This is a genomic window from Delftia sp. JD2, from assembly GCF_001682645.1.
GTDB lineage: Bacteria > Pseudomonadota > Gammaproteobacteria > Burkholderiales > Burkholderiaceae_C > Comamonas > Comamonas acidovorans.
This window is the reverse complement of record NZ_LFJT01000080.1, coordinates 1-25,433: the sequence shown is the minus strand read 5'-3', so window position 1 is coordinate 25,433 and position 25,433 is coordinate 1. Positions and strand designations below refer to the sequence as shown.

At 68.2% G+C, this 25,433-nt stretch carries 25 protein-coding genes and 1 pseudogene; 7 read left to right on the top strand and 19 right to left on the bottom strand.

The window, feature by feature from the left end:
• The coding region (locus ACM14_RS32310; protein WP_217491971.1) for a hypothetical protein at positions 1-200 on the top strand (200 nt) is incomplete at its 5' end.
• A 97-nt stretch (positions 201-297) separates the two neighbouring features.
• Here the strand turns inward: ACM14_RS32310 and ACM14_RS27655 are convergent.
• From ACM14_RS27655 to ACM14_RS27635, 5 genes are all read right to left on the bottom strand, one after another.
• Complete coding sequence (locus tag ACM14_RS27655) at positions 298-2,460, bottom strand: TonB-dependent siderophore receptor (protein ID WP_043825908.1); 2,163 nt, start codon at positions 2,458-2,460, stop codon at positions 298-300.
• A gap of 248 nt (positions 2,461-2,708) precedes the next feature.
• On the bottom strand, positions 2,709-4,154 hold the full coding sequence (locus ACM14_RS27650; RefSeq protein ID WP_065347920.1) for a PLP-dependent aminotransferase family protein: 1,446 nt from the start codon (positions 4,152-4,154) through the stop codon (positions 2,709-2,711).
• 32 nt (positions 4,155-4,186) lie between these two features.
• Positions 4,187-5,056, bottom strand: a complete 870-nt coding sequence (locus ACM14_RS27645) for a plasmid replication/partition related protein (RefSeq protein WP_065347919.1) — start codon at positions 5,054-5,056, stop codon at positions 4,187-4,189.
• A gap of 122 nt (positions 5,057-5,178) precedes the next feature.
• Entirely contained in the window at positions 5,179-6,567 is a 1,389-nt protein-coding gene (gene yegQ, locus ACM14_RS27640; protein WP_012204375.1) for a tRNA 5-hydroxyuridine modification protein YegQ, read from the bottom strand.
• A 21-nt stretch (positions 6,568-6,588) separates the two neighbouring features.
• Positions 6,589-7,500, bottom strand: a complete 912-nt coding sequence (locus tag ACM14_RS27635) for a LysR family transcriptional regulator (RefSeq protein WP_065347918.1) — start codon at positions 7,498-7,500, stop codon at positions 6,589-6,591.
• Between the two features lie 144 nt (positions 7,501-7,644).
• Here ACM14_RS27635 and ACM14_RS27630 point away from each other — a divergent pair, with 144 nt between their 5' ends.
• Entirely contained in the window at positions 7,645-8,415 is a 771-nt protein-coding gene (locus tag ACM14_RS27630) for a TSUP family transporter (RefSeq protein WP_065347921.1), read from the top strand.
• Positions 8,416-8,426: 11 nt separating this feature from the next.
• Here the strand turns inward: ACM14_RS27630 and prfH are convergent, their stop codons facing one another.
• The 11 genes from prfH to ACM14_RS27575 form a co-directional block, all read right to left on the bottom strand.
• Entirely contained in the window at positions 8,427-9,026 is a 600-nt protein-coding gene (prfH, locus tag ACM14_RS27625; protein WP_012204378.1) for a peptide chain release factor H, read from the bottom strand.
• Positions 9,017-10,171 carry an RNA ligase RtcB family protein gene (locus ACM14_RS27620; RefSeq protein ID WP_065347917.1) on the bottom strand — a complete coding sequence of 385 codons (1,155 nt, stop codon included), beginning with the start codon at positions 10,169-10,171 and terminating at the stop codon, positions 9,017-9,019. The genes prfH and ACM14_RS27620 overlap by 10 nt, the downstream gene beginning before the upstream one ends.
• Before the next feature lie 399 nt (positions 10,172-10,570).
• Positions 10,571-11,713: a cell envelope integrity protein TolA gene (gene tolA / locus ACM14_RS27615; RefSeq protein WP_065347916.1), complete on the bottom strand. Its 1,143-nt coding sequence runs from the start codon at positions 11,711-11,713 to the stop codon at positions 10,571-10,573.
• Positions 11,714-11,737: 24 nt separating this feature from the next.
• A complete protein-coding gene (locus tag ACM14_RS27610) occupies positions 11,738-12,163 on the bottom strand; it encodes an ExbD/TolR family protein (protein ID WP_012204381.1) in 426 nt (141 codons plus the stop codon).
• 30 nt (positions 12,164-12,193) lie between these two features.
• Positions 12,194-12,898, bottom strand: a complete 705-nt coding sequence (gene tolQ / locus ACM14_RS27605; protein ID WP_012204382.1) for a protein TolQ — start codon at positions 12,896-12,898, stop codon at positions 12,194-12,196.
• Positions 12,895-13,311, bottom strand: coding sequence for a tol-pal system-associated acyl-CoA thioesterase (gene ybgC / locus ACM14_RS27600; protein ID WP_016450455.1), 417 nt, complete (start codon positions 13,309-13,311; stop codon positions 12,895-12,897). The genes tolQ and ybgC overlap by 4 nt, the downstream gene beginning before the upstream one ends.
• A gap of 12 nt (positions 13,312-13,323) precedes the next feature.
• Positions 13,324-14,508 carry a pyridoxal phosphate-dependent aminotransferase gene (locus ACM14_RS27595; protein WP_043796416.1) on the bottom strand — a complete coding sequence of 395 codons (1,185 nt, stop codon included), beginning with the start codon at positions 14,506-14,508 and terminating at the stop codon, positions 13,324-13,326.
• 104 nt (positions 14,509-14,612) lie between these two features.
• Entirely contained in the window at positions 14,613-15,248 is a 636-nt protein-coding gene (gene nusB, locus ACM14_RS27590) for a transcription antitermination factor NusB (protein WP_013803409.1), read from the bottom strand.
• Positions 15,245-15,715, bottom strand: coding sequence for a 6,7-dimethyl-8-ribityllumazine synthase (gene ribH / locus ACM14_RS27585; protein WP_012204386.1), 471 nt, complete (start codon positions 15,713-15,715; stop codon positions 15,245-15,247). Before ribH ends, nusB begins: the two co-directional genes overlap by 4 nt.
• 3 nt (positions 15,716-15,718) lie before the next feature.
• Complete coding sequence (gene ribBA, locus ACM14_RS27580) at positions 15,719-16,840, bottom strand: bifunctional 3,4-dihydroxy-2-butanone-4-phosphate synthase/GTP cyclohydrolase II (RefSeq protein ID WP_013803408.1); 1,122 nt, start codon at positions 16,838-16,840, stop codon at positions 15,719-15,721.
• Positions 16,841-17,052: 212 nt separating this feature from the next.
• Positions 17,053-17,367, bottom strand: a complete 315-nt coding sequence (locus ACM14_RS27575; RefSeq protein WP_013803407.1) for a 2Fe-2S iron-sulfur cluster binding domain-containing protein — start codon at positions 17,365-17,367, stop codon at positions 17,053-17,055.
• 152 nt (positions 17,368-17,519) lie between these two features.
• On the opposite strand from ACM14_RS27575, the gene ACM14_RS27570 reads away from it, so the two are divergent.
• The 3 genes from ACM14_RS27570 (at position 17,520) to gshA (ending at position 21,229) form a co-directional block, all read left to right on the top strand.
• Positions 17,520-17,945, top strand: coding sequence for a hypothetical protein (locus tag ACM14_RS27570; RefSeq protein WP_065347915.1), 426 nt, complete (start codon positions 17,520-17,522; stop codon positions 17,943-17,945).
• A 575-nt stretch (positions 17,946-18,520) separates the two neighbouring features.
• On the top strand, positions 18,521-19,429 hold the full coding sequence (locus ACM14_RS27565) for an SDR family NAD(P)-dependent oxidoreductase (RefSeq protein WP_065347914.1): 909 nt from the start codon (positions 18,521-18,523) through the stop codon (positions 19,427-19,429).
• Between the two features lie 270 nt (positions 19,430-19,699).
• The gene (gene gshA / locus ACM14_RS27560) at positions 19,700-21,229 is read left to right on the top strand and encodes a glutamate--cysteine ligase (RefSeq protein WP_065347913.1); all 1,530 of its coding nucleotides are present in this window, start codon (positions 19,700-19,702) and stop codon (positions 21,227-21,229) included.
• Between the two features lie 7 nt (positions 21,230-21,236).
• Here the strand turns inward: gshA and ACM14_RS27555 are convergent, their stop codons facing one another.
• Positions 21,237-21,449 carry an oxidoreductase-like domain-containing protein gene (locus ACM14_RS27555; RefSeq protein WP_065347912.1) on the bottom strand — a complete coding sequence of 71 codons (213 nt, stop codon included), beginning with the start codon at positions 21,447-21,449 and terminating at the stop codon, positions 21,237-21,239.
• A gap of 2 nt (positions 21,450-21,451) precedes the next feature.
• On the bottom strand, positions 21,452-21,694 hold the full coding sequence (locus ACM14_RS27550; RefSeq protein ID WP_043823769.1) for a hypothetical protein: 243 nt from the start codon (positions 21,692-21,694) through the stop codon (positions 21,452-21,454).
• Between the two features lie 167 nt (positions 21,695-21,861).
• On the opposite strand from ACM14_RS27550, the gene ylqF reads away from it, so the two are divergent.
• Positions 21,862-22,815, top strand: coding sequence for a ribosome biogenesis GTPase YlqF (ylqF, locus tag ACM14_RS27545; protein WP_012204393.1), 954 nt, complete (start codon positions 21,862-21,864; stop codon positions 22,813-22,815).
• Positions 22,816-22,951: 136 nt separating this feature from the next.
• Entirely contained in the window at positions 22,952-25,243 is a 2,292-nt protein-coding gene (locus ACM14_RS27540) for a bifunctional diguanylate cyclase/phosphodiesterase (RefSeq protein WP_063326740.1), read from the top strand.
• A gap of 44 nt (positions 25,244-25,287) precedes the next feature.
• Here the strand turns inward: ACM14_RS27540 and ACM14_RS32590 are convergent.
• A pseudogene (locus ACM14_RS32590) lies at positions 25,288-25,433 on the bottom strand (amidohydrolase); the annotation flags it as partial.

Below are 25,433 nucleotides of genomic sequence, written 5' to 3'. Positions count from 1 at the left end.
GGGCCGCCTGCGGGGTTGCAGTCCTGCCGAAGGACAGGACTGCTTCGTCAACCGACTCGCCGCAGTTGTCTGAACGGAGCGCGCAGCGCGCAGTGAGTTCTGCGGCGAACCCCGCAGGCGGCCCGACGCAGGTTGCCCCGCAGCGCAGCGAAGGGGTCGCGGACATTCGGGTCGTCTTTCTTTTGCCTCCTTTTCTTTGACGAATCAAAGAAAAGGAGGTCGGCCGCCGGGCCGAGACCCGGCCTCAGAAAAATACCACCCGGCAGGGTCAAAAACAGACCCACGTAAACCAAAGCCTCAGAACGGCAACGTCCCCTGCACATACAACGTCCGAGGCATCCCCACATACTTGCCTCCGTTGTTATCCGTAGACCGCGTGTAGTACCTGCGATCGAACAGATTCTTGACCCCCACGGCCACCCGCAGATTGCTCAGCGACTTGCCAAAGTCATAGCCCGCACGCAGGCCCACGGTCGCAAACCCGGGAATATCGCCCAGCCGCCCCGCAGCATCTTCCTGCGTCACATACTGCGTGCCCGACCCCGGAGAGCGCTGCTTCGATTGCGCGGCCAGGTCCGCATTCAGCGTCCACTGCCCCAGCGCATAGCGCGCCCACAGCTGGCCCGTGTGGCGCGAGTACAGCGGCAGGTCGCGCCCCGCGAAATCGCCAGCGCGCGAGACAGCCTCGGTATAGGTATAGGACACACCCGCCGTCAGCCCCTTGAGCGCGGCATTCCACTGGCCCAGGTCGTAGCGCAGCGAGGACTCGATGCCGCGGTGGCGCGTGGCGCCCAGGTCGGTCCAGATGCCGTCCACGCCCACGCGGGTCAGCAGCAGTTCCTTGTCGAAGTCGATGTTGAACAGCGTCAGCTCGGCGTTCAGCGCCGGGCTGTTGTAGTGCGTGCCCACCTCATAGGTCTTGGCCGATTCGGGATGCAGGCCGCGCTCGGTCTGGGCCAGCTGCGCGTACTGCTGCGGGCCGAAGGACTTGCCCGCGTTGGCGAACAGCGACCACTGCGCATTCATGCGGTAGAGCACGGACAGCGTGGGCAGGAACTCGCTTGCATCAGCCTTGGGGAACAGCTGGCTGGTGACGGTGCTGCCATCGGCGCCCAGGTTGCTGACGTTGTTGAAGGAGTTGATGCGTTCGTAGCGCACGCCGGGCGTGATGGTCCAGTTGCCGATGTCGATGCGGTCATCGATGTAGAAGGCATGGGCCGTGGTGCCGCCCTGGCTGGTCTGGTAGGGCGTGATCGGCAGCGCCATGGCGTTGGCCATGGTGGCGGGGTTGTAGTAGGCGGTGCGCAGCGCCACTTCGGAACTGCTTTCCTTGAGGTAGCGGTAGCCCACGCTGACTTCCTGCACCACGGAGCCGGTCTCGAACAGGCGCGAGTAGCGCGGCTCGATGCCGAAGTAGTGGTAGCTGCGCGGCGCGGCCGTCAGGCGGCGCTGGTTGGCGTTGTCCTGCTCGATGTAGCTGCCGCGGAACGAGTCCACGTAGTAGCCCAGCACCTCGAAGTTGTTGCGCCCGTCCTTGTGGTTGTACTTGAACGAGGCATCGGTGCGGCGGCCGTCGAAGCTGTCGTAGGAGCGCGTGGACTGGAACGGGTCGGCCGCGTACTGCGCCGTGGTCAGGCCGCCGGGCATGCGGCCCGAGCCCTCGAAGTGGTGCAGCGAGACGGCGATGTCGTCCTGGGCCGAGATGCGGTAGGCGCCCTTGAGCAGGATGTCGTCGATGTCGGTCTTGTCATTGCCTGCGCGCCAGCCGTCGCCATGCGTGCCCGAGTACAGCAGGGCCAGGCCCAGGCCGGATTCGTTGGTGCCGCCCACGAACAGGCTGGGCGTGGTCTTGGCATTGCCGCCGTGGCTGTAGATCTCGGTGCCCACCGAGGCCTCGGCCGCGAAGGTCTTGGGAATGGCGCGCGTGACGAAGTTGATGATGCCGCCCACGTTCTGGGGGCCGTAGCGCACCGAGCCCGCGCCGCGGATCACATCCACCGACTCCAGGTTGCCCAGCGACACGGGCGCCAGCGACAGCTGGGGCTGGCCGTAGGGCGCGTAGGAGACGGGCACGCCGTCCATCAGCACATACGAGCGCGGCGACAGGCGCGCGGTCAGGCCTCGCACGCCGATGTTCAGCGACACATCGCTGCCGCCCGTGCCGTTGCTGTCCTGCACCTGCACGCCGGGCACCAGGCGCAGCACGTCGCGCAGGCTGGAGGAGCCGGTTTCCTCGATGCGCGCCCGTTCGACGATGGTGCGCGCGCCGGCATGGTCCAGCACCTTTTCCTCGGTGGGGTTGTCCAGCCAGTTGCCCGTGACGGTGATGGCGGACAGGCCGGCCTCGGGTGCGGTGGTGGCGGGGGATGGCGCCTGTGCCGACGCCTGCAGCGACAGCAGGGCGGCGGCGACAGCGGCCGCGCAGCGTGTGAGCGTGGCGCAGTGATTGCTGGAAACCATGGAAAACTTCCTTTGTGCCTCTGGGATTGGTGCAGCGCTGAAGGGTCGGCTGGCAGGCTGCAGGACGCGTGGCGGCGGGCGAGGCGGAAGCAGGAGACAAGGACCGGTCAGCATGCATGGCGGCGATGCCGGTTCGGGGTGCGAGTCTAAATGAGAATCATCCAGCTTGCACCAGGCTGACAGCAGCTGTGCCGGGCCGCGTTGCCCGTGCGCTACAGCGCAGCAGGTGCTGCCAGCGCAGCGGGCGCTTACCTTGCTGCTTTTGCTGTTGGATGGGGCTGCATTGCGCGGGCCAGCTCGCCCAGCGTGGCCAGGGCCTGCCCGGTCTCGTCGCTCCAGTCATGGCCGTAGTTCAGCCGCAGGCAGTGGCCGAAGGCCTGCGAGGCCGAGAAGATCGGCCCCGGCGCCACGCTGATGCCGCGCGCCAGCGCCGCGCGGTGCAGGGCCAGCGCATTGCAGTACGGCGGCAGCTCTATCCACATGAAGTAGCCGCCCTCGGGCCGCGTGGCCCGCGTGCCTTGTGGAAAGTGGCGGGCAATGGCCGATGCCATGTGGTCCCGCTGCAGGGCCAGGCTCTGGCGCAGGCGGCGCAGGTGGCGGTCTGCGCCGCCGCTTTCCAGGTAGTCGGCCAGCGCCTGCTGGGTGGGTGCATTCGTGGCCAGCGTGGTGGTGAGCTTTTGCCGGGCCACGGCGCGCGTGAAGCGCCCCGGCGCGGCCCAGCCCGTGCGCCAGCCCGGCGCCAGCCATTTGGAGAACGAGCTGCAGTGCAGCACCCAGCCTTCGGTGTCGAAGGTCTTGGCCGGCGGCGGGCGGCGCTCGCCGAAGTACAGCTCGCCGTACACATCGTCTTCGATCAGCGGCACGCGGTGGCGCGTGACCAGCTCCACCAGTGCGCGTTTGCGCGCTTCGGGCATGAGGCTGCCCAGCGGGTTCTGAAAGCAGGTCATCAGCCAGATGGCCTGGGGCCGGTGGCGCTGCAGTGCTGCCTCCAGCGCAGCCAGGTCCATGCCCTCGCCCGGATGGGTGGGCACTTCGATGGCCGACAGGCCCATGCGCTCCAGCGCCTGCAGCGCACCATAGAAGCAGGGCGATTCGATGACCACGGCGCCGCCGGGCCGCGTGACGGCGGCCAGGCACAGGTTCAGAGCCTCCAGCGCACCGTTGGTGATGACCAGATCGGCCGGCGTCAGCGCCAGGCCGTCGGCCAGGTAGCGGCGTGCGATCTGGCGGCGCAGCGCCAGGCTGCCGGGCGTGAGGTCGTCGATGGCGCTGCGCGGGTCTGCCTCGCGCGCGGCATGCGCCAGGCACTGGCCCAGGCGGCGCAGCGGGAACAGGCCCGGCGAGGGAAAGGCCGAGCCCAGGGGCACGACATCGCGGTCCATGGCCGACTCCAGCACCTCGAACACGCGCTCGCTCACATCGACCACGGCAAAGCTGTCGCCCTCGGGCGAAGACGGCTCGGTGGGCTCGGGCGGCGCGCTGCGCGGGCGCTGGGCCACGAAGTAGCCCGATCGCTCGCGCGCGCGCACCAGGCCGCGCGCCTCCAGCAGGTAGTAGGCCTGGAACACCGTGGAGGCGCTGACGCCGCGCCGCTCGCTGGTCTGGCGCACCGAGGGCAGCTTGTCACCTGGGCACAGAACGCCTGCGGTGATGGATGCCTCGATATCGTCGGCCAGCTCCTGGTAGCGCGTCATGGCGGCGTGCGTGCTTGGGTGCGGGCGCCGCTTCAGCCTTGCTCGGCCAGCAGTTCCTGCAGCGCCTTGATCTGCTGGCGCAGGCGCTCGTTCTCGGCTTCGAGTTCGTTCACGCGTTGCTGCAGTTCCTCGGGCGAGGCGGTCACGGCCGCGCCTTCGCCGTCGGCCGTGTCGGCTTCGGGCTTGGCGGCCTTGGGCTTTTTCTTGGCATCGCGCACGCGCTTGGCGGCCTGCTTGAGTTCGTCGGCGCCTGCGGCGGCCACGGCCTGCTGCTCGTCCACGGGCAGGCTGGCCACCACGGCGGCGGTGCTCAGCGAGATGTCGCCCGAGCGCACGGCGGCCACCACTTCGGGCGCGGCCTTTTGCTGGATGGTCTCGATCAGCTTGACCTGGCTGCTGGACAGGCGGGCCACGCGGGCCAGGGCCTCGCGCGTGTCCAGGGCCTCGTCGGGCACCTTGGCCACGCTGGCCAGGGCGGCAGCGACCACGGGGTCGGTCTCGCCTTCCCAGGGGGCTTCACCCTCGGCCTGGGGCGCATCGGCCTTGGCGGCCATCACGGCAGCGGCGGCGGCCGAGCGGCGCGTGGCAATGATCTCGCGCTTGCGCAGCGCCAGCACGCCGCGCTGGAAGTCGGACACGCTGCGGCGGCCCAGGTGCTGGTCGATCATCCACAGGTGCACGTCGTCCATGTTCTTGAACTGCGTGGCCTGCACGGTGTTGAAGGGCAGGCCGTGCTTTTGGCAGATGGCGTAGCGGTTGTGGCCGTCGATGAGCAGGTCGTTCCAGAGCACGAGCGCGTCGCGGCAGCCTTCGGCCACGATGCTGCGCTCCAGCGCGTCGAGTTCATCGGGGGTCAGCGGGTCGATGTAGGCCTTGAGTTCTTCGTTGACGACGATGTCCATGGCAGTGCAGAAATGAGGAATGAAAGGAACGGCGGCCGCTCCGGGCCATTGCAGCAATGGCCCTGGACAGCCGCCAGGAAAAAATCACGGGCAAGGAGGGCAGGGCGGCCTGCGCCCCGGCTTCACAGCAGGCGCGAGATCAGCGCACCCTCGGCCGGCGCATCCAGCGGAATGCGCACGCGGATCGGGTTGCCCTGGGCGACCTGCACGGGTTCGCCGTCGAGGTTGAACATCTTCTCCAGCAGCACCTGGCGGTTGCCCTGCGGGTGGATGATCTCCAGCGTATCGCCCACCGAGAAGCGGTTCTTGGTCTCCACCTCGGCCATGCCGTCGGCATAGCTGCGCACCTCGCCCACGAAGTGGCTGCGCTGCAGCACCGAGTGGCCGGTCTCGTAGTTCTGGTAGTCCTGCGAGGGACGGCGCTCCAGCAGGCCGCCCGTGTAGCCGCGGTTGGCCAGGCCTTCGAGCTCGGTGATCAGGTGCGGGTTGAAGGGGCGGCCGGCCACGGCATCGTCGATGGCGCGGCGGTAGACCTGGGCCGTGCGGGCCACGTAGTACAGGCTCTTGGTGCGGCCCTCGATCTTGAGCGAGTCCACGCCGATCTTCACCAGACGCTCCACATGCTCCACGGCACGCAGGTCCTTGGAGTTCATGATGTAGGTGCCGTGCTCGTCTTCCATGATGGGCATCAGCTCGCCGGGGCGGCCCTTTTCCTCCAGCAGGTAGACCTGCTCGGCCTTGGGGTGGCGTGCGCCGTCGCCGCAGGTGCTGGTGAACTGGCTGTCGGCTTCCTCGCGGGCCTTCTCGAAGCTGAAGTCCTGCTCCATGGTCTGGGCCAGGGCCTCGCCGGTGTTGGGGTCCACCGCCGCGTCATGCGTCTTGTAGTCCCAGCGGCAGGCATTGGTGCAGGTGCCCTGGTTGGGATCGCGCCGGTTGAAGTAGCCCGACAGCAGGCAGCGGCCCGAGTAGGCGATGCACAGCGCGCCGTGCACGAAGACCTCGATCTCCATGTCCGGGCATTCCTGGCGGATCTTCTCGATCTCGTCCAGCGACAGCTCGCGCGACAGGATGATGCGCGAGACGCCGGCCTTCTGCCAGAACTTCACCGTGGCCCAGTTGGTGGTGTTGGCCTGCACCGAGAGATGGACCTCGGTCTCGGGCCACTTTTCCTTGACCATCATGATCAGGCCGGGGTCGGCCATGATCAGCGCGTCGGGCTTGCACTCGATCACGGGCTCGATGTCGCGGATATAGGTGCGCACCTTGTCGTTGTGGGCGATCAGGTTGCTGGTGACGAAGAATTTCTTGCCCCGCGCATGCGCCTCGGAGATGCCCTGGGCGATCTGTTCGAGGCGGAATTCGTTGTTGCGTGCGCGCAGGCTGTAGCGGGGTTGCCCGGCGTAGATGGCGTCGGCGCCAAAGTCGTAGGCCGCACGCATCTTGTCGAGCGAGCCGGCCGGCAGCAGCAGTTCGGGGGCTTTGAGGGTCATGATCCCCGTATTGTCCCGCATCGCGCTTTCCAACACGGTTCGCTATGGCTCCGCCAGGCCCAGTCCCTTCAGATGCACCAGCAACTGCCTTGCATGGGCGGGCAACTGGTCTTCCCGGGCCGTGCACAGCAGCAGCTGGCGCCGGGCCCAGGCATCGCTCAAGGGCACGGCGCGGGCGCCGCTGGCCGGGGCCAGGCGCTGCGCGGCGGCGGCGGGCATGACGGCCACGCCCACGCCCTGGCCCACCAGCTGGCAGATGCTATCCAGGTGCTGCAGCTGGGCGCGCCAGCGCAACTGCCCTTCCGACGGCCCTCCCAGCAAGGCGGCCTGCTGGCGCACCAGCACTTGCAGGGCGGCATCGTGCGGCAGGCCTACCCAGTCTTCGGTTAGCAGGTCCTGCAAGGCCAGCCGCTTGCGCCGGGCCAGGCGGTGGGCACGCGGCAGCACGGCCACCAGCGGGTCGGGGCGCCAGGGCGTGGCCTGCAGGCCGCGCAGGTCCTGGGCATCGCTGGCCACGCCGATGTCGCACAGGCCCTGGCGCAGCCGGTCCAGCACTTCGGCGCTGCGGCATTCCTGCAGCTCCAGCGCCACGCGCGGATGGCCGCGCAGGAATCCGGCCACGGCCAGCGGCAGGTGCTCGCTCACGGCCGAGGTGTTGCCGCATACGCGCACATGCCCGGCCAGGCCCGCGCCGTACTCGGCCATGTCGCCGCGCAGGCGTTGCATCCGGGCCAGAACGTCACGCGCATGCTGGCCCAGCGTGTGGCCGGCCGCCGTGGGCCGCACGCCGCGCGCCTGGCGCGCGAGCAGGGCGCAGCCCAGTTGCGCCTCCATGCCGCGCACGCGCTCGCTGGCCGAGGCCAGGGTCATGTGCGCGCGCCCGGCCGCCGCCGTGAGCGTGCCGCAGTCGAGGATGTGGACGAACAGCTGCAGGTCGGTGAGGTCGAATCGCATGGACTATGGTGCTGAAGGATCAGGCCATGCCTGAGCCTTGGTTTGAAGATTCCCGATTGTGATCCCTGCGGTGGTGCGCGAGCATGGCGCCATGAGGTTCAGGAAAGGCCTGAGCCAGGTCAGTGAAAGTGCAGGGTGGCCGTGATGTGGGATGCGTGGTGGGTGCTGGCGGCGGCGGTGGCCGTGTTCGGGCTGGCCGGTGTCGTCAAGGGAGTGGTGGGCCTGGGCCTGCCCACGGTGTCCATGGCGCTGCTGGCGCTGTTCATGCCGGCCGGGCAGGCGGCGGCCTGGCTGTTGCTGCCGTCCCTGGTGACCAATGTGGTGCAGATGCGGCCCATGCCATCGCTGCGGCCTCTGCTGCGGCGCCTGGGCTGGATGCAGCTGGGCATTGTCGCGGGCACGGTGGGCGGCATGCTGTGGTGGGGCCCGGTGGGCGAGGCCGCCGTGGCGCGCACGGCGCTGGGCGTGGCCCTGGTTATTTATGCCCTGTGGGGCCTGTGGGGACCGGGCCTGCAGTTGCCGCAGAGGCATCAGGCCTGGCTGGGCCTGTTGTGCGGTCTGTTGACGGGCGGGATCACGGCGTTGACCGGCGTGTTCGTGGTGCCGGCCGTGGCCTTTTTGCAATCGCTGGCGCTGGGCCGGCAGGCGCTGATGCAGGCCATGGGCCTGTGCTTCACGGTGTCCACGCTGGCGCTGGGCGCGGGCATGGCGCTGGCGCAGGGGCCGGGCCATGCCGCTTCGTCCTGGACGGGCTGGGGGGCCACGGCCCTGGTTTCCGCACTGATGCTGCTGCCCGCCCTGACCGGCATGGCCTGGGGCGAGCGGCTGCGCCAGTCGCTGTCGCCCCAGGTTTTCAAGCGCGTGCTGATGCTGGGCCTGCTGGCCCTGGGTCTCTACATGTGCGCCAGGGGCTAGCCCCGGGGCGTTCAGGCGCGGAACACCTTCACGGGGCTGCCGCGCTCCACCTCCCAGTGCTGCTGGCTGCGCGTGCGCCGGGCCTGGCCCTCGCCCTGCGCGTTGAGGCGCGCCAGCTTCAGGGCCAGCAGCTCGCGCGCCAGCCGCTTGTTGGCGTGCTGGCTGCGCTCGCTCATGACCTTCACCGAGATCCCGCTGGGCACATGCAGGGCATGGACGGCGGAGTCCGTGGTGTTGACATGCTGGCCGCCCTTGCCCGAGGCCTTGCAGGCCTGGAAGACGATTTCGCCATCGGCCGGCAATTGCCGGGGCGGCTCGCACTTCTGCACGGCCACGAACCAGTTCCTGCGCGGGTGATGGGGCCGCAGGGGACTGTCGAAGACCCACTGGATGGTGCCCAGCCAGGCGCCCAGCGTGCCGTGAAGCAGGCCGGTGTCGCCCTCGCAGCGCAGCAGCACGGACTTGTAGCCGGCCGGCGTGGGTGTTTCTTCCAGCACGTCCACGGCGATGCCGCTGGCGGCGCAGTCGCGCAGCAGCTCGCGCAGGGTCAGGCGCACGGCATGCTCGCACTCGGCGGGGCCGTGGGATGCGGTCAGCTGGATCAGCAGCATTGCATGGCTCCCTTCTTGTAGGTCAGCAGGGGGCGCAGCCGCGCCACCAGTTGCACCAGGCCGGCTTCCTGCAGGCTGGCGACGACGGAGTCCACGTCCTTGTAGGCCTGGGGGGCCTCCTCGTAGACCAGTTCGCGGTCGGCGCAGACCACGGCGCTGCCGAATTTTGTGCGCAGCAGCTCGTCCAGCGTGAAGCGCGGGCGCAGGCGGCCCATGCAATCGGCGCGTGCCCACTTGCGGCCCGCGCCATGTGCCAGCGAGTGCAGCGCCTCGTCACGCCCGGCCACGGGCCGCACAAGATAGCTGTAGTCGCCGCGCGAACCCGGGATCACCACCAGCCCGTGGTCGGCCGGCGTGGCGCCCTTGCGGTGCAAGAAGCCGTCCTCGCCGCGCCAGTGGTGGGCGATCACGTGGTTGTGGGTGATGTCCAGCAAGGCCTGGCCGCGCGTGCGCAGGGCGCGCAGCAGGCGTGCCGCAATGCTGGCGCGGTTGAGCTGGGCGAAGGCGATGGCGGCCGCGTGCTGGCGCAGGTACTGCGTGGCGGCATCGCTGCTGGCAGCCAGGCCGTCGTGGCTGAAGGCTTCCACATGGGCGCGCAGGATGGCGCCCCCCAGCCCGCGCGAGCCGCTGTGCACCATGAGGTGCACGCGTTTCCTGTCGAGCGCGCCGTCCTCGTACAGCGTGTCCACCACCTGCAGTTCGGCAAAGTGGTTGCCGCCGCCAATGGTGCCCAGGCTGTCCTGCAGATACGCCAGGTCGGCCACGCCGCTGGCCTGGGCGATGTGCTCCAGCTGCTGCATGTCAACGGCCTCCAGCAGTTCCTGGGGCAGGGGGCCGTCGATGTTGCCCACCGCCTTTTCCAGCTTGGGGGCCGAGGTCTTGTGCGCCGCCAGCTCCGTGCTGTACAGCGACATGCCGCAGCCGATGTCGCCGCCGACCAGGGCCGGGTAGAAGCGGCCCACGGAAAAGAAGGCCGCCCCTACCGGGTAGCCCCGGCCCGGGTGCAGGTCGGGCAGGCCCACGGCGGCGCGCATGCCGGCCAGGTTGCGGGCCGTTGTTTGAAGTTGCTGGATGGCGGCGTCTTCAATCCAGACGCCGCGGTTGGCGAACACCTCAATGTAGGTGTCCGAAAGGGAATTGCCCATGAATGGCTTTCGATCGAGTGCTTGGGGCACATTCCGGCAGATGCGGAATGCGCAATGGGCAGTCGCCGCAAGCTCGATGGACAGGCATCAGGAAAAGCGCACGCGCAGCCGAAAGCCGGGCCTCTTGCGGGGCCGGGAATCAGGTCTGCAGCGTGGCCTGGAGGCGCTAGGGCTTCAAGCGTGCACGACTGCAAAGGGACGTGTCGAATGGGACATGGGTTCTCTCCTTTGCGATGGTGGACGGGTGCCGCGAATGCGGCAAAGACGGGGATGCTAGGGACAAGCGGCCGGTGCCGCAAGCGAAGTCGCAGGCGCGTGGCGGATTGCATACAACGCAAGATGGAAAAAGCCCCGCAGGCAGGTACCGGCGGGGCTTTTTGATGAAGGGCCTGTGCCCGTTCAGTCCTGCGGGCGGAATCCGATGACCAGGTCCGAAGGAACGCGGCCATCGATGTCGCGCGGCAGCGTCTCGGTCTTTTGCAGCGCGCGGATGACGGCATCGTCCCAGGCCTTGTTGCCGCTGGACTTGGCGATGGTGGCGCCGGTGATGGTGCCATCGGGCGCGGTGCGCACGCGCACCTCGGCCCGCGGATTGCCGCTGATGGCGTCCGGGTAGACGATGTTGGGCTTGACGCGCGCGGCCACTTTGGCACCATAGCCGGCCGAGGGGCCTCCGGCCGAGCTGCCCGAGCCACCGCTCTTGCTGCCACCGGCGCCTTCGCCGGCCGAGCCGCCGCTGCCGGCCAGGCCCTGCATGCGGCGGATGTTCTCCAGGCGGCGTGCCTCGGCTTCCTTGGCCTCGCGGGCTTCCTTGGCGGCCTGTTCCTTCTTGCGCTTGTCCTCGGCGGCCTTCTTCTCGGCTTCGGCCTTGGCGGCCTTTTCCTTGTCGGCCTTCTCGGCCTTCTCGCGCTCGGCCTTGTCCTTGGCGGCTTTTTCCTTGTCCGCCTTTTCCTTTTCGGCCTTGTCCTTCTTTTGCTGCTCCAGGCGGTCCTTGCGGTCCTGCTCGGCCTTGTCCTTTTTCTGCTGCTCGAGCTTGTCGCGGCGGTCCTTCTCGGCTCTTTCCGCCTTCTCGCGCTCGGCCTTGTCCTTGGCCGCCTTGTCGGCCTTTTCCTTGTCCAGGCGCTCCTGGCGTTCCTTTTCGCGCTGCTCACGGGCGGCCTGTTCGGCGCGCTCCTTCTTTTGCTGCTCGATCTTGCGCTTCTTCTCCAGCGCGATCTCGGCCTCGTGGTCGTCGTCCACGGCCTGCGGCTTGGGAGGTGGGGGCGGTGCAATCACGGGCGCGGGCGGCGGCGGTGGCGGCTGGGGAACAGGCTCGGGTGCAGGTGGCGGCGGTGGCGCAGGCACGGGCAGGGCGGGAGCGGGTGCGGCCGTGGACCAGAACTCGGCCTCGACCATGGGCTCGTCGGCCTGCTTCGGGGGGCGCACGGTCCACAGCATGGCGGCCACGAGCAGCCCGTGCGCTGCCGCGGCCAGGGCCCACGAGCGCGTGCGGCCGCGCGTGCGCGGCGGTGCGAACTGGTCGTGGTCTTGCAGGTTGGGCATGGGATCGAAGGCGGGCGGCGCTGCTTACTGGGAGGACTTGACGCCGAAGGCCACGCGCTTGACGCCGGCCGACTGCAGGGCCGACATGGCGGCCATCACGGTCTCGAAGGGCAGCTTCTTGTCCGCCGAAATCAGCACGGCGCTGTCGTCGCTTTGCTGGTCCTGCCAGCTCCTGGCGGCTGCGCCCAGCTCCTTGAGCGTGACGGTCTTGTCGGTGCTGCCGGCCTTGATGCGGATGCCGCCGTCCTTGTCGATCATCACGTCGGCGCGCTTCGGGGGCGTGCGCGCGGCCTTGCCGGCACTGGGCACGTTGATGGAGCCCGGCGTGAGCATGGGGGCCGTCACCATGAAGATGATGAGCAGCACCAGCATCACGTCGATGAAGGGCACCATGTTGATCTCGTTGACGGTGCGGCGGCTGCGGCCGCCGCGCGAGGCTACTGCGGGCATGTGCTCACTCCTTGCTGGCTTTGAGCGACTTCAATGGCCGGACGGGGTGCTGGAGCCGGTCGCACCCACGTTGCGCTGCAGGATGTTGGAGAACTCTTCGATGAAGGTTTCCTGCTGGCTGGCCACGCGGTCGATCTGGTGGGCATAGCGGTTGTAGGCCGTGACGGCCGGGATGGCGGCGAACAGGCCCATGGCCGTGGCCACCAGCGCCTCGGCAATGCCGGGGGCCACGGTGGCCAGCGTGATCTGCTCCATGTTGGCAAAGCCGGTGAAGGCGTGCATCACGCCCCAGACGGTGCCGAACAGGCCGATGTAGGGAGAGACCGAACCCACGGTGCCCAGGAAGGACAGGCCCGACTCGACCTCGTCCATCTCGCGCTGGAAGCTGGCGCGCATGGCGCGGCGGGTGCCGTCCATCAACTGGTTCACATCGGCGATGCGGCGCTCGCGCAGCTTCTGGTACTCGCGCATGCCGCTGGCGAAGATGCGTTCCATGGGGCCGCCCTGCTTGGCATGGTGGGCGGCCGAGGCGTAGAGGTCGTTGAGGCTGGTGCCCGACCAGAAGTCCTGCTCGAAGCCGTCGTTGAGCGAGCGCACGCGCTTCAAGGTCTGCGACTTGCGGAAGATGGTGGCCCAGCTGGCCACCGAGGCGCCCACGAGGATCAGCATGACCAGCTGCACGACCCAGCTGGCCTGCAGCACGAGGCTGAGTATGGACATGTCATGGGAGTTCATGAGAGTTGCTCCAGGATGCGGTTCGGAATTCTTGCGGGGCGCATGGTCGAGCCATCCACCCATCCAATGCGGATCGTGCCTTCGCACAACAGGGGCGGCGGCGCATTGCCATCGCCGGCGGATGCCAGCAGCGCCTGCTGCCGTATTGTCAGCGAAGCGCGCCCGCTGCTTTGCAGCTCGGCGGTAACAAGGAGTTGGTCATCGAGCCGGGCCGCCCGCAGGTATTGCAGCTGGGCCTGGGTTACGACAAACATGCCGCCCGTTTGTTCCCGCAACTGCTGCTGGCCTATGCCCAGGGCACGCAGCCACTCGGTGCGGGCACGCTCGAAGAACTTCAGATAGTTGGCGTAGAACACGATGCCGCCGGCATCGGTGTCCTCCCAGTAGACGCGGATGGGAAATTCGAAGGCCATGTGCGGCGGCCCTCAGGCCAGCAGGCGCTGCAGGCGGCGCACGGCCTCCTGCAGCTGTTCCATGGAGTTGGCCGTGGAAAAGCGCACGAAGTCGGCGGTCTCGAACGTGCCGAAGTCGCGGCCCGGCGTGATGGCCAGGTGGGCGCGCTCCATGACGGCGTAGGCAAAGTCCCAGCTGCCCTGGACGCCGAGCTTGGCGGCAGCGGCACGGCAGTCGGCCCAGGCGTAGAAGGCGCCGTCGGGCTGCACAGGCACGGGCAGGCCCAGGGCCTCGAGCGCAGGGATGAAGAAGTCGCGCCGGGCCTTGAATTCGGCGCGGCGGCGCTCGTACTCGGCAATGGACTCGGGCTCGAAGCAGGCCAGGGCGGCGCGCTGCGAGACGGTGCTGGCGCAGATGAAGAGGTTCTGCGCCACGCGCTCGACCACGGGCACCATGGCCTCGGGCACCACCATCCAGCCCAGGCGCCAGCCCGTCATGTTGAAGTACTTGCTGAAGCTGTTGATGCTGATCACGTCCTCGCCCAGCGCCAGCGCGGTCTGGCCGAAGGCGTCGTCATGCGACAGGCCCAGGTAGATCTCGTCGATGATGGTCAGCCCGCCCCGGGCGCGCACCACGTCGAGGATGCGGCGCAGCTCGGCCGGCGCAATCGAGGTGCCGGTGGGATTGGAGGGCGAGGCCAGCAGCACGCCGCGCGTGTGCTCGTTCCAGGCGGCCTCGACCTTGTCGGCGCTCAACTGGTAGCGTTCGGCTGCCGTGGTCGGCACCATCACGGCCCGGCCTTCGGCTGCGCTCACGAAGTGGCGGTTGCAGGGATAGCTGGGGTCGGGCATGAGGATTTCGTCGCCCGCGTCGATGGTCGCCAGGCAGGCCAGCTGCAGCGCGGCCGAGGCGCCGGCCGTGACCACGATGCGCCGCGCCGGCACATCCACGCCGAAGCGCTGCGCATACCAGTGGCTGATGCGCTCGCGCAGCTGGGGCAGGCCCAGGGCCGGCGTGTACTGCGTGGCGCCGTCCTGCACGGCGCGCGCTGCGGCCTCCTGCACCAGCGGGGGGGCGGTGAAGTCGGGCTCGCCGATGTTCAGGAAGATCATCGGCGTGTCGCTGTCCGCGCAGCCGCGCGCCATCTCCTGCGCCGCCTTGGCGATCTCCATCACGTAAAAGGGCTCAATGCGGTCGGCGCGGGTCGAAAACTTCATGACGGGTGAAATCCTGGAAGAGGCGCCCGCGCCCGGCAGGCGCGGGCGGGCCATGGATGGCCGGATGCGGCGGGGCCTGTGCCCCGAAGACCCGAGGCGCGGCGTCAGCCGGCGGCCTGGTCGGCAGCGTCGTCTGCTGCTGCGTCCGTGGCGGCATCTGCTGCCGCGTCGGTGGCCGTGTCTGCCTTGGCGGCGGGCTGCGCGGGCGCGGAGCCCTTGCCCGCACGGTCATGCTCGACTTCGGCCGCGCGCAGCGTGGGCGCCAGGCCGTTGAGCACGGCGTTCACGTATTTGTGGCCGTCGGTGCCGCCGAATTCCTTGGCCAGCTCGATGCACTCGTTGAGCACCACGCGCCAGGGCACGTCGGGGCAGTGCTGGAATTCATACACGCCGATCCACATGCTGGCGTGCTCGATGGGCGAGATCTCGGCCATGGTGCGGTCCAGCTTGGGGGCGATCAGCGCGTCCAGGTCCACCTGGGAGTTGATGCAGCCGCGCAGCAGCGCGTCGTAGTGCACCGAGTCGGCCTTGTGAAAGCCGGACAGGTCGCGCGTGAAGCGGTCGATGGCCTCCACGTCGTTGCCGCCCACCAGGTGCTGGTACAGCGCCTGCAGCGCGAATTCACGCGCACGGCTGCGGTTGGACTTGGAGGCGGCCTTGCGCGCGCCGGTGCTGGTCAGGCCGCCGCGGCTTTGGCGGGGAGGGCGGCCCGAGGCCGGTGTGGATTGTTCGTCGCTCATGTTCGGGCTATGGTTTGGAGCAGGTTGGCCATCTCCACGGCGACCCGGGCCGCGTCGCGTCCCTTTTCGGTCTGGCGCGCGATGGCCTGCTCCGTGTTCTCGGTGGTGATGATCGCGTTGGCGATCGGCAGCTGGTAGTCCAGGGCCAGGCGCGTGACACCCGCGCCCGATTCGTTGGCCACCAGCTCGAAGTGGTATGTCTCCCCACGGATGATGCAGCCCAGCGCCACCAGGGCGTCGTAGCGGTCGGACTCGGCCATCGCCTGCAGCGCCACGGGCACTTCCAGGGCGCCGGGCACGGTGACGTGGTCGATGTTTCCGGCCTGCACGCCCAGGGCCAGCAGCTCTTCGCGGCAGGCCTGGGTCAGGCTGTTGGTGATGCTTTCATTGAAGCGGGCCTGGACGATGCCGACGCGCAGCTGCGCGCCGTCGAGGTTCTGGGCCTGGCCCTTTTCTGCGTTCAACATTTCTTATTCCTTGGGGATGTAGCCGCTGATTTCGAGGCCGTAGCCGGCCATGCTGGGCAGGCGGCGCGGCTGGCCCATGAGCTGCATGCGCTGCACGCCGCATTCGCGCAGGATCTGCGCGCCCACGCCATAGGTGCGCAGGTCCATGCGGCCGCGCTCGGGAGCCTGGGCGGCACGGGCGCTGCCGTCGAACTGGGCCATGAGCTGGTCGCCGGTCTCGCCGCAGTTGAGCAGCACGGCCACGCCGTGGCCCTGGCGGGCGATGTATTCGAGGCTGGAGTCCAGGCTCCAGGAGTGCAGGGTGCGGCCGGTCTCCAGCGCATCCAGCACGGACAGCGGCTCATGCACACGCACGGGCACGGGGGTGTCGGCTTCCCACTGGCCCTTGACCAGGGCCAGGTGCACGGATTGGCTGGGCAGGTCGCGGAAGGCATGGGCGATGAACTCGCCATGCGCCGTCTGCAGCGGGCGCGTGCCGACCTTGCTGAGCAGGGATTCGTTGCGGCTGCGGTACTGGATCAGGTCGGCAATGGTGCCGATCTTCAGGCCGTGCTCGGCAGCGAACAGCTGCAGGTCGGGCAGGCGGGCCATGGTGCCGTCGTCCTTCATGATCTCGCAGATCACGGCGGCGGGGCTGCAGCCGGCCAGGGCAGCGAAGTCGCAGCCGGCCTCGGTGTGGCCGGCGCGCATGAGCACGCCGCCGTCGACGGCCTGCAGCGGGAAGATGTGGCCGGGCTGGACCAGGTCCGTGGGCTTGGAGTCCTTGGCCACGGCGGCCTGCACGGTGCGCGCGCGGTCGGCGGCGGAGATGCCGGTGGTCACGCCCTCGGCCGCTTCGATGGAGACGGTGAAGGCCGTGCTGTACACGGTGCCGTTGCGCGCGGCCATGGGCGGCAGCTTCAGGTATTCGCAGCGCTCGCGCGTGAGCGTCAGGCAGATCAGGCCGCGGCCGAAACGCGCCATGAAGTTGATCGCCTCGGGGGTGACATGGTCGGCGGCCAGCACCAGGTCGCCTTCGTTCTCGCGGTCTTCCTCATCGACGAGGATGACCATGCGGCCCGCGCGCATGTCGGCAATGATGTCTTCCACCGGCGAGATGGGCACGGGGGACGTGGAGTTGTTCATGGAGTGCCTTCTGGATGAGCCGGGTCGTGCGGACGGGGCGCGGCACACGCGCCGGCTCCCTCGGCCTGGCAGGCGTCAGAAGTGGGCTTCCAAAGAACGTGTGGCGCGGCGCAGCCGCTGTCGGCAATCGGCATGACCCGGAATGACCTTGCGAAAGCGCACATTCTATTCCAGCGGCCATCGGCCGCAGGCGGCGCGGGCTTTGGCCGGATTCAGGGGCCGGGGTCCTGCAGCACCACATCGCCTTCGGGATAGGCGATGCAGGGCAGCACGCAGCCCTCGGCCCGCTCCTCGCGCGTCACGCCCGGCCATTCGATCTCGTAGCGCACGCTGCCCGAGACCAGTTGCCCGATGCAGGTGCGGCAGGTGCCGTTGCGGCAGGAACTGGGCCAGTCCACGCCGCCCTGCTCCAGCGAATGCAGCAGCGGCTGGTCGGCCCAGGCATCGACCTGCAGGCCGCTGGGCGTGAGGCGGGCGGTGAAGAAGGGCGGGGCAAAAGGGGAGGAGGCGGGGGAGTCCTGGCTCATGGTTATCAAGGGGGAATCAGGGGGGATCAGCAATTCGGTGGGGCGAAGGGTGTTTGTACCCTGTCTCGGGCCATGTCTGGCGCCAGGGGGCTGGGTTGGGGTGGGTCTCCCGGACAGCGGTCAGCGGTCGGCGGTGCGCTAGGCTTGGCGCCATGCATATCAAGCCCTACCTCCTGCCTGTGGTTGTCTTCCTGCTGGTCGGTCCCGGTGTGGGCGTGCTGACCGTGATGCTTCTGGGTGCGGACGGTGCGTCGATCCTGTCGGTGAACTGGCTGCTCGTCCTGTTTGGCTATGGCATCGGAGCTGTTCCTGCCGCTTTGGCGGGGGTGATCTATGTGGTCGGCTGGCCTCTCAGGGGCCTGCTCCAGGTACTGAGCACCAGGGAGTTCGGCGCCGTGCTGGGTGCGGTGAGCGGTGTCGCTGCGCTGGCGGCATGCTTTGCAGCGACCTCCGGCACGCCGTTTCCCAAATCCCTCAGCGTCTATGTCTTTCCCCTGGTTGCCGGTGCCGTCTGCGGGGCGCTTGCAGCGCATGCGCGAGATGAGGCCTGTGAGGGGAGCGGGTCGCAAGGCGTTTGAACGCGTCCGGCTGTGAAGCATAGGTTTGCCTGTTTTTTGAGCAATTGGCAGGCTTGTTTGACAAATCAATGACTTATGTTGCGAATTTGGCATTTTTGGCGGCTTGTCCACATGCTTGTCCAGTCCGAATGGGGGTAAATGCGTACATGCGGGTTGCGCGGTGGATAAGCGGGACGCGGCCCGAAAATCCGGGGTCTTCTGCCTGTTTTTTAAGCGGATTGCATGTTTTCCTTTTGAATCAATGACTTGTGTGGCTTATCCCGCCCGCTGTGAAAGTTGTTCACAAGATTGTTCAGGGTGAGACGGGATAAGTCGGGCAGACGACTTGTGGATTTGATTAAAAAATAGGCAAAAGAAAAAAATCCATTCAAAACAACCGCTTGGGTCACCAGTCCCGGGCCAGCACATGGTTGTCCACAGGCTTGTCACGCAATGGTGGGGACAAGGCTGGCGGCCCTGCCGCAGTCGCTTGGGCAACCGGAATGAAGGCGGCGTCCGTCTACATTGCTGGGTGACCGGCGCCTTGCCATCCGGCGGGCGGAGCCGGCATCCAATGCAACAAAGGGAGCATCTCCATGGCGATTGAGTTTGAAGGCCGCGTGGCCATCGTGACGGGGGCCGGCGGCGGCCTGGGGCGTCTGCATGCGCTGGCGCTGGCGGCGCGCGGCGCCAAGGTGCTGGTCAATGATCTGGGCGGCGCGGTGGATGGCAGCGGCGGCTCGGCCACGGCGGCCCAGGCCGTGGTGGACGAGATCCGCGCGGCGGGCGGCCAGGCGCTGGCCAACGGCGCATCGGTCACCGATTTCGCGGCCGTGCAGGCCATGGTGCAGCAGGCCGTCGATGCCTGGGGCCGCGTGGACATCCTGGTCAACAACGCCGGCATCCTGCGCGACAAGAGCTTCGCCAAGATGGACATGGATGATTTCCGCTTGGTGGTGGAAGTGCACCTGATGGGCGCCGCGCATTGCTGCAAGGCCGTGTGGCCGCACATGCAGGCGCAGAACTACGGGCGCATCGTGATGACCACCTCGTCCACGGGCCTGTATGGCAACTTCGGCCAGGCCAACTACGGCGCGGCCAAGCTGGCCCAGGTCGGCCTCATGCAGACGTTGGCGATCGAAGGCGCCAAGCACGGCATCCATGTGAATGCGCTGGCGCCCACGGCGGCCACACGCATGACCGAAGGCCTGATGCCAGAGGCCGTGCTGGCCGCCCTCAAGCCCGAGGCCGTGGTGCCCGCCATGCTGGTGCTGGCCCACGAAAGTGCGCCCACACGTACCACGCTGTGCGCAGGCGCGGGCGGCTTCGAGGCGGCCTTCATCACGCTGACCGAAGGCGTGTATCTGGGCCAGGGCGATCAGGTGCCGGAGCAGCTGGCTGCGCAACTGGCCCAGGTGCTGGACCGCAGCGGCGAACAGGTGCCCGCCAGCGGCGCCGCGCAGGGTACGCTGGAAGTGGGCAAGGCCATGGTCGCTGCCCGTTGATGAAGCGGAGGCCGGCAAGTGATTTCACCGCTGGCCGGCCTGCCCTTGCCCGGCGTCAAGGCCGGGTCGGCCGGGAGGGCGAAACTCTGACATATTCCTTTCGCTCGCGGCGGTGCCATGCGGGGCAACAGGCCAAAACGCGTGGTTAAGCGGACAGGCGCCATCGCGTTTCCTGCCGTTTCTCTATCATTCGGCGTCCGGGTCGGGTCCGCCGGGAATCCTGGTGGTTTCCGTGTGGGCCGGTGCCCATCAACGAATCGGTAAACAAGAATGAAAACATCGCAGGCATCCATGGCGGTTCCCGATCCCCAGCGGCTCAAGGGCATACGCCGTGGCATAGAAAAGGAGGGCCTGCGCGTGCTGCCTTCCGGCAGCCTGGCGCTGACGCCGCATCCCCTGGCACTGGGCTCGGCGCTCACGCATCCGCACATCACCACCGACTACAGCGAATCGCAGATCGAGCTGATCACGGGCGCGCGCCTGGGCGTGCAGGAATGCCTGGACGAGCTGGTGCAGATCCACCAGTTCGTGCTGCGCAGCCTGCGCGATGCGGGCGGCGAGATGCTGTGGTCGTCCAGCATGCCCTGCCAACTGCCCACGGACGAGACGATTCCGCTGGCGCGCTATGGCTCCTCGCATTCGGGTCGATCCAAGAGCGTGTACCGCATGGGGCTGGGCCACCGCTACGGCCGGCGCATGCAGACCATCTCGGGCATCCACTACAACTGGTCGCTGCCCGGCGTGGCCAGCGAGCAGTATTTCTCGCTGATCCGCAACTTCCGGCGCCATGCCTTCGTGCTGCTGTATCTGTACGGCGCATCGCCCGCGCTGTGTCCCTGTTTCGTCGAGGGGCGCGAGCATGGCCTGAAGCCGCTGGGCAATACGGGCCAGGCGCTGTACCTGCCCCATGCCACCTCGCTGCGCATGGGCCGCCTGGGCTACCAGAGCGATGCGCAGGCCAGCATCAACGTCAGCTACAACGGCCTGGAAGGCTATGCGAATTCGCTGCATGAGGCGCTGACCCATCCCTACCCGGCCTACGAGATGCTGGGCGTGCGCAATCCGGGCGGCGACTACAACCAGCTGGGCACGGGTCTGCTGCAGATCGAGAACGAGTTCTACGGCACCATCCGCCCCAAGCGCACCGTCAGCCGTGGCGAGCGCCCGCTGCATGCCCTGCGCGAGCGCGGTGTGGAGTATGTGGAAGTGCGCCTGATGGACCTCGATCCCTTCGAGGATGTGGGCATTGCCGCCCCCACCATGCGCATGCTGGACGTGTTCCTGCTGCACTGCCTGAATGCCGACAGCCCGCCCGATACGCCGGCCGAGATCGCCGAACTCAAGCACAACCAGCACCTGACCGCCGAGCGTGGCCGCGAGCCCGGCCTGCAACTGGTGCGCGCGGGCCGCGAGGTGCCGCTGCGCGACTGGGCCCATGAAGTGCTGGACCAGTGCCGCCCCTATGCCCAGGCGCTGGACAGCACGCACGGCACGCAGGATTACAGTGCCGCGCTGGCCCAGGCGCTGGAGCGCCTGGAGCATCCCGAGCGCACGCCGTCGGCCCATGTGCTGGACGAGCTGACGGGCGAGTACGGCAACAGCTTCTCGCGCTTCACGCTGGCCCGTTCCGAGCAGGCCCGCGATTCGCTGCTGGCCCTGCCCTGGAGCCAGGCGCAGCAGCAGCGCTTCGAGCAATGGTCGGCGCAGTCCGTGCAGGACCAGCGCGACATCGAGGCCGCAGACACGCTGTCCTTCGAGGAATGGCGCCTGCGCTACATGTCGCCCGAGAACCTGCGTTGACCGTGCCTCAGCCAGGTCCGCCGCTCAGGGCCTGGCCTGCATCCTCGCACCAGAACAGCACGGCGTCGTAGAAGCCTTCCCAGACGCAGCCGTTGCAGCCGCGGCCGCAGCAACTGGTGGGCTGGGGCGGCGCCGGGCGCAGTGCAATGCCTGCAGCCTGGGCGCGCTGCTGCCAAAGCCCGATCTGCGACAGCGCCTGCTCCAGCGGGCCCTGCCCCATGCTCAGCGCCGCGCCTTGCTGCGGCGCACCACAAACAGCACGATGAAGGCCGTACCCAGCAGCAGGGCGAACCAGCCGACCAGGTACGACTGGGCCATCATCTGCACGATGCCCCCGGGTGCCATGAACTGCGGCGCCAGCAGAATCACCAGGCCGATCACGGCGCAGGTCACTCCCTTGATCAACAGTTCGATGTCGGCCTTGCGCGAGGCGGAGCGGGAAGAGGGGGTATCGGGCAAGGACATAGGCAGTGAGGCGGGGCGTAAAAGCGGGGGACAATTGCGGCTTGCGCAAGAAAGAATGAAGCCTGCGGTTTGCGCTGGGGCGCAGCGCGCTGTTCCATCCTGTCTGCGCAAGCCATGAATTATCCTTGCGCCCCTGCCAGTTCCCCCGTTTCCCAGAAAGTAATCCCATGGCCATACAGTGGTTCCCCGGTCACATGAATCTCACGCGCAAGGTGATCACCGAGCGCGTCAAGGAAATCGATGTGGTCATCGAAGTGCTGGATGCGCGCCTGCCGGGGTCGAGCAGCAACCCGCTGCTGCAGGAGCTGACGGGCCACAAGCCGCGCCTGCAGGTGCTCAACAAGCAGGACCTGGCCGATGCCGCGCGCACGCCGCTGTGGCTGGACTGGTACAACGCCCAGAGCGACACGCGCGCCATTGCGCTGGACGCTTCCGAGCCCGCGCCCACGCGCCGGCTGATCGAGGCCTGCAAGCTGCTGGCCCCGAACCGTGGCGGCATGGCCAAGCCCATGCGCGTGCTGATCTGCGGCATTCCCAACGTGGGCAAGTCCACGCTGATCAACTCCATGAGCGGCAAGCGGCAGGCCAAGACGGGGGACGAGGCCGGCATCACCAAGCTGGAGCAGCGCATCGTGCTGGCCGACGACTTCTACCTCTGGGACACGCCCGGCATGCTGTGGCCGCGCATCATCGTCGAGCAAAGCGGCTACAACCTGGCCGCCAGCGGCGCCGTGGGCCGCAACGCCTATGACGAGGAACTGGTGGCGCTGGAGCTGCTGGGCTATCTGCAGAAGAACTACGCGGACCTGCTGGAGGCGCGCTACAAGCTGGGCCTGGACAACGAACGCATTGCCGCCCTGCATGACGACGAACTGCTGGACGCCATCGGCCGGCGCCGCGGCGCCATGATGAGCGGCGGACGTGTCAATCTGCAAAAAGCTGCCGAGCTGGTGCTCACGGATTTCCGCGGAGCAATCCTGGGCCGCATCACGCTGGAGACGCCCGACGAATACGCGCAGTGGCTGGCCGTGGGCCAGGAACGCGATGCCGAGCGCCAGGCGCGCAAGGACGCCAGCAAGGCGCGCAAGCGCCCCCCGCGCGAGCGCAAAAGCGCGCCCTGAGGCACCGCCGGCCGGCGCCGGCATACCCCGTTTGGTGCAAGAGGGCGTCCGACCGGGGCGGTGGCACAACCACCACAGCCGCAGGCGGCGCCGACCGCTAGCATGTTGAGTGTTCTTTCTCTGTTGGGGCTTTTTCATGCGGCGTCATCGAGTCGAGGCGGAAATCCATTTGTCCCTGCGCCGGGTCGTTCTGGTCGGCAGCCTATGGATCACCAGCCTCACCGTGCTCCTGGCCATGGCGCTTCTGACGCAGGACCCCGTTCCCTGGCCCAGCGTGCGGCTGAACCTGGTTGCCGCCGGCGTGAGCTTCGGCGCCGTGCTGCTGGGCTGGCGCCGGCACTGGAAGCTGGCCTCCAATCTTCTGGTCTGGGGCACCTGGGTGGCAGCCGTGACCGTGGTGGCTGCCACGGGCGGCGTGCAAAGCAGCTCGGTGCTGGCCTTTCCGGCCTTGCTCGTCATGTGCGCCTGGGTGCTGGGCGTGCGCACCACGCTGGCCATGCTGGTGCTGTCCGTGCTGGCCATGGCCGCGTTCTGGGTGGCGGGCCGCGAGGGGGTTGACTGGATAGGCCAGCGCGAGACCTCGCCCGTGTTCTCCATGCTGTACTTCGTGGGCATGCTGGGGCTGACGGGCACGGTCACGCTGATGGCAAGGCGCAGCCTGATCCGCCGTGCCCAGGAACTGCAGGACACGCTGGGCTCGCTGGAGCAGCACCAGGACGATCTGCGCAAGTTCTACCGCGCCGTGGAGCAGAACCCCGAAAGCATCGTCATCACCGACGTGCACCAGAACATCGTCTACGTGAACGAGGCCTTCTTGCAGCGCACCGGCTTTGCGCGCAACGAGGTCCTGGGCCAGCCCACGCACCGCTACTCCACCATGGGCCTGGACGCGCCGGCCTGGGAAGAGGCCTTGCACCAGCTGGGCCGGGGCGCGCTGTGGCGCGGCCAGATGACCAACCGCACGCGCCAGGGCGAGGACCTGCCCGAGGCCGTGCTGGTGGCGCCCATACGCGCCTCGGACGGCAGCATCGTCAACTATGTGGAACTCAAGCAGGACCTGTCAGAGCGCATGCGCGCAGAACGCCAGATCCATGCGCTGGCGCATTTCGACGCGCTCACCGGCCTGCCCAACCGCCTGTCGCTGACCCAGCGCCTGCGCGCGCTGGCGCGTGAATTCCGCGAGGGAGGCAAGGGCGGCGAGCCGCGCCACGGCCTGCTGCTGCTGGACATGGACCGCTTCACGGCCTTCAACGATGTGCGCGGCACGGTGCGCGGCGATGCGCTGCTGGGCGCGCTGGCGCTGCGCCTGGCCGATGCCCTGCCCGACGGCGTGCTGCTGGCCCGCATGGGCGCCGATGAATTCGCCGTGCTGCTGGAGAAGGCCGGCCAGGAGGCGGCCGAGGTCGATCAGCACATGCGCGCCCTGGCCCAGGTGCTGCAGGACGCGCTGGAGCGGCCGCTGTGGCTGGAGGAAACCGGCGAGGAAGTGCAGGCCAGCTGCAGCATTGGCGCGGCCAGCTTTGCCGCCTCGCGCACCGACAGCGGTGGCCACGATGTGCTGCGCCGCGCGGGCGTGGCCCTGCACCAGGCCAAGCAGGCCGGGCTGGGCCAGGTCGTCATCTTCCAGCCCGACATGGCCGAGGCCGTGGGCAAGCGCTTTCGCATCGAAAAGGACTTGCGCCGCGCCATTCCTGCCGGCGAGCTGCAGCCCTATCTGCAGTCCCAGGTGGACCACATGGGGCGCTGTGTGGGCGCCGAGGTGCTGGTACGCTGGAACCATCCGCGCCTGGGCATGGTCGAGCCCGGTGATTTCATTCCCGTGGCCGAGGAATCGGACCTGATCGTGCAACTGGGCGACTGGATGCTGGAGCAGGCCTGCCGCATGCTGGTGCGGCCCGAGTTCGTGCAGCAGGGCTGGCGGCTGTCGGTCAACGTCAGCTGGCGGCAGTTCCGCCAGCCCGACGTGGTGGACAAGCTCAAGCGCACCCTGGCCGCAACCGGGGCCGACCCGCGCCGTCTCACGCTGGAGGTCACCGAAAGCGTGGTCATGCGCGATGTGGACGAGGCGCGCGAGCGCATGGCCGAGCTGCAGCTGCTGGGCGTGGAGATGGGGCTGGACGACTTCGGCACCGGTTATTCATCGCTGGCCTATCTGCAGCGGCTGCCGTTCCGTGAACTCAAGATCGACAAGTCCTTTGTGCAGGACTGCCATACCTCGCCGGGCAATGCCGCCATGGTCGAGGCGATCCTGCTGCTGGCCAGACGCCTGCGCCTGCGCGTGGTGGCCGAAGGTGTGGAGACCGAAGAGCAGGCCGGCACGCTGCGGGCCTGGAATCAGGACGTGCTGTTCCAGGGCTACCACTACGGCCGGCCCCTGCCGGCGGTCGAGTGGGTGGACCTGCAGCTGGGTGCGCCTGCCGGCGTGTGAAAGCCCGCGTGAGGGCCAGCGCAAGGGCCTGCGTGTGACGGCGTTCAGGTCCTGGGCTGCTCCAGCCAGCGGCGCGCCAGCAGGTCCCAGAAGCGTGCGCCGCGCCCCAGGTTGTCGTCGTTGAAGTCGTAGCCGGGGTTGTGCAGGCCCACGCCGGGCTCGCCCGTGGCGGGGCCGTTGCCTATCCAGC

What these genes read in the sequence shown, in the direction of transcription:
- ACM14_RS27655 (WP_043825908.1), bottom strand. Translation starts at nt 2,460, where the DNA reads ATGGTTTCCAGCAATCACTGCGCCACGCTCACACGCTGCGCGGCCGCT.
- ACM14_RS27650 (WP_065347920.1), bottom strand. Translation starts at nt 4,154, where the DNA reads ATGACGCGCTACCAGGAGCTGGCCGACGATATCGAGGCATCCATCACC.
- ACM14_RS27645 (WP_065347919.1), bottom strand. Translation starts at nt 5,056, where the DNA reads ATGGACATCGTCGTCAACGAAGAACTCAAGGCCTACATCGACCCGCTG.
- yegQ (WP_012204375.1), bottom strand. Translation starts at nt 6,567, where the DNA reads ATGCGGGACAATACGGGGATCATGACCCTCAAAGCCCCCGAACTGCTG.
- ACM14_RS27635 (WP_065347918.1), bottom strand. Translation starts at nt 7,500, where the DNA reads ATGCGATTCGACCTCACCGACCTGCAGCTGTTCGTCCACATCCTCGAC.
- ACM14_RS27630 (WP_065347921.1), top strand. Translation starts at nt 7,645, where the DNA reads ATGTGGGATGCGTGGTGGGTGCTGGCGGCGGCGGTGGCCGTGTTCGGG.
- prfH (WP_012204378.1), bottom strand. Translation starts at nt 9,026, where the DNA reads ATGCTGCTGATCCAGCTGACCGCATCCCACGGCCCCGCCGAGTGCGAG.
- ACM14_RS27620 (WP_065347917.1), bottom strand. Translation starts at nt 10,171, where the DNA reads ATGGGCAATTCCCTTTCGGACACCTACATTGAGGTGTTCGCCAACCGC.
- tolA (WP_065347916.1), bottom strand. Translation starts at nt 11,713, where the DNA reads ATGCCCAACCTGCAAGACCACGACCAGTTCGCACCGCCGCGCACGCGC.
- ACM14_RS27610 (WP_012204381.1), bottom strand. Translation starts at nt 12,163, where the DNA reads ATGCCCGCAGTAGCCTCGCGCGGCGGCCGCAGCCGCCGCACCGTCAAC.
- tolQ (WP_012204382.1), bottom strand. Translation starts at nt 12,898, where the DNA reads ATGAACTCCCATGACATGTCCATACTCAGCCTCGTGCTGCAGGCCAGC.
- ybgC (WP_016450455.1), bottom strand. Translation starts at nt 13,311, where the DNA reads ATGGCCTTCGAATTTCCCATCCGCGTCTACTGGGAGGACACCGATGCC.
- ACM14_RS27595 (WP_043796416.1), bottom strand. Translation starts at nt 14,508, where the DNA reads ATGAAGTTTTCGACCCGCGCCGACCGCATTGAGCCCTTTTACGTGATG.
- nusB (WP_013803409.1), bottom strand. Translation starts at nt 15,248, where the DNA reads ATGAGCGACGAACAATCCACACCGGCCTCGGGCCGCCCTCCCCGCCAA.
- ribH (WP_012204386.1), bottom strand. Translation starts at nt 15,715, where the DNA reads ATGTTGAACGCAGAAAAGGGCCAGGCCCAGAACCTCGACGGCGCGCAG.
- ribBA (WP_013803408.1), bottom strand. Translation starts at nt 16,840, where the DNA reads ATGAACAACTCCACGTCCCCCGTGCCCATCTCGCCGGTGGAAGACATC.
- ACM14_RS27575 (WP_013803407.1), bottom strand. Translation starts at nt 17,367, where the DNA reads ATGAGCCAGGACTCCCCCGCCTCCTCCCCTTTTGCCCCGCCCTTCTTC.
- ACM14_RS27570 (WP_065347915.1), top strand. Translation starts at nt 17,520, where the DNA reads ATGCATATCAAGCCCTACCTCCTGCCTGTGGTTGTCTTCCTGCTGGTC.
- ACM14_RS27565 (WP_065347914.1), top strand. Translation starts at nt 18,521, where the DNA reads ATGGCGATTGAGTTTGAAGGCCGCGTGGCCATCGTGACGGGGGCCGGC.
- gshA (WP_065347913.1), top strand. Translation starts at nt 19,700, where the DNA reads ATGAAAACATCGCAGGCATCCATGGCGGTTCCCGATCCCCAGCGGCTC.
- ACM14_RS27555 (WP_065347912.1), bottom strand. Translation starts at nt 21,449, where the DNA reads ATGGGGCAGGGCCCGCTGGAGCAGGCGCTGTCGCAGATCGGGCTTTGG.
- ACM14_RS27550 (WP_043823769.1), bottom strand. Translation starts at nt 21,694, where the DNA reads ATGTCCTTGCCCGATACCCCCTCTTCCCGCTCCGCCTCGCGCAAGGCC.
- ylqF (WP_012204393.1), top strand. Translation starts at nt 21,862, where the DNA reads ATGGCCATACAGTGGTTCCCCGGTCACATGAATCTCACGCGCAAGGTG.
- ACM14_RS27540 (WP_063326740.1), top strand. Translation starts at nt 22,952, where the DNA reads ATGCGGCGTCATCGAGTCGAGGCGGAAATCCATTTGTCCCTGCGCCGG.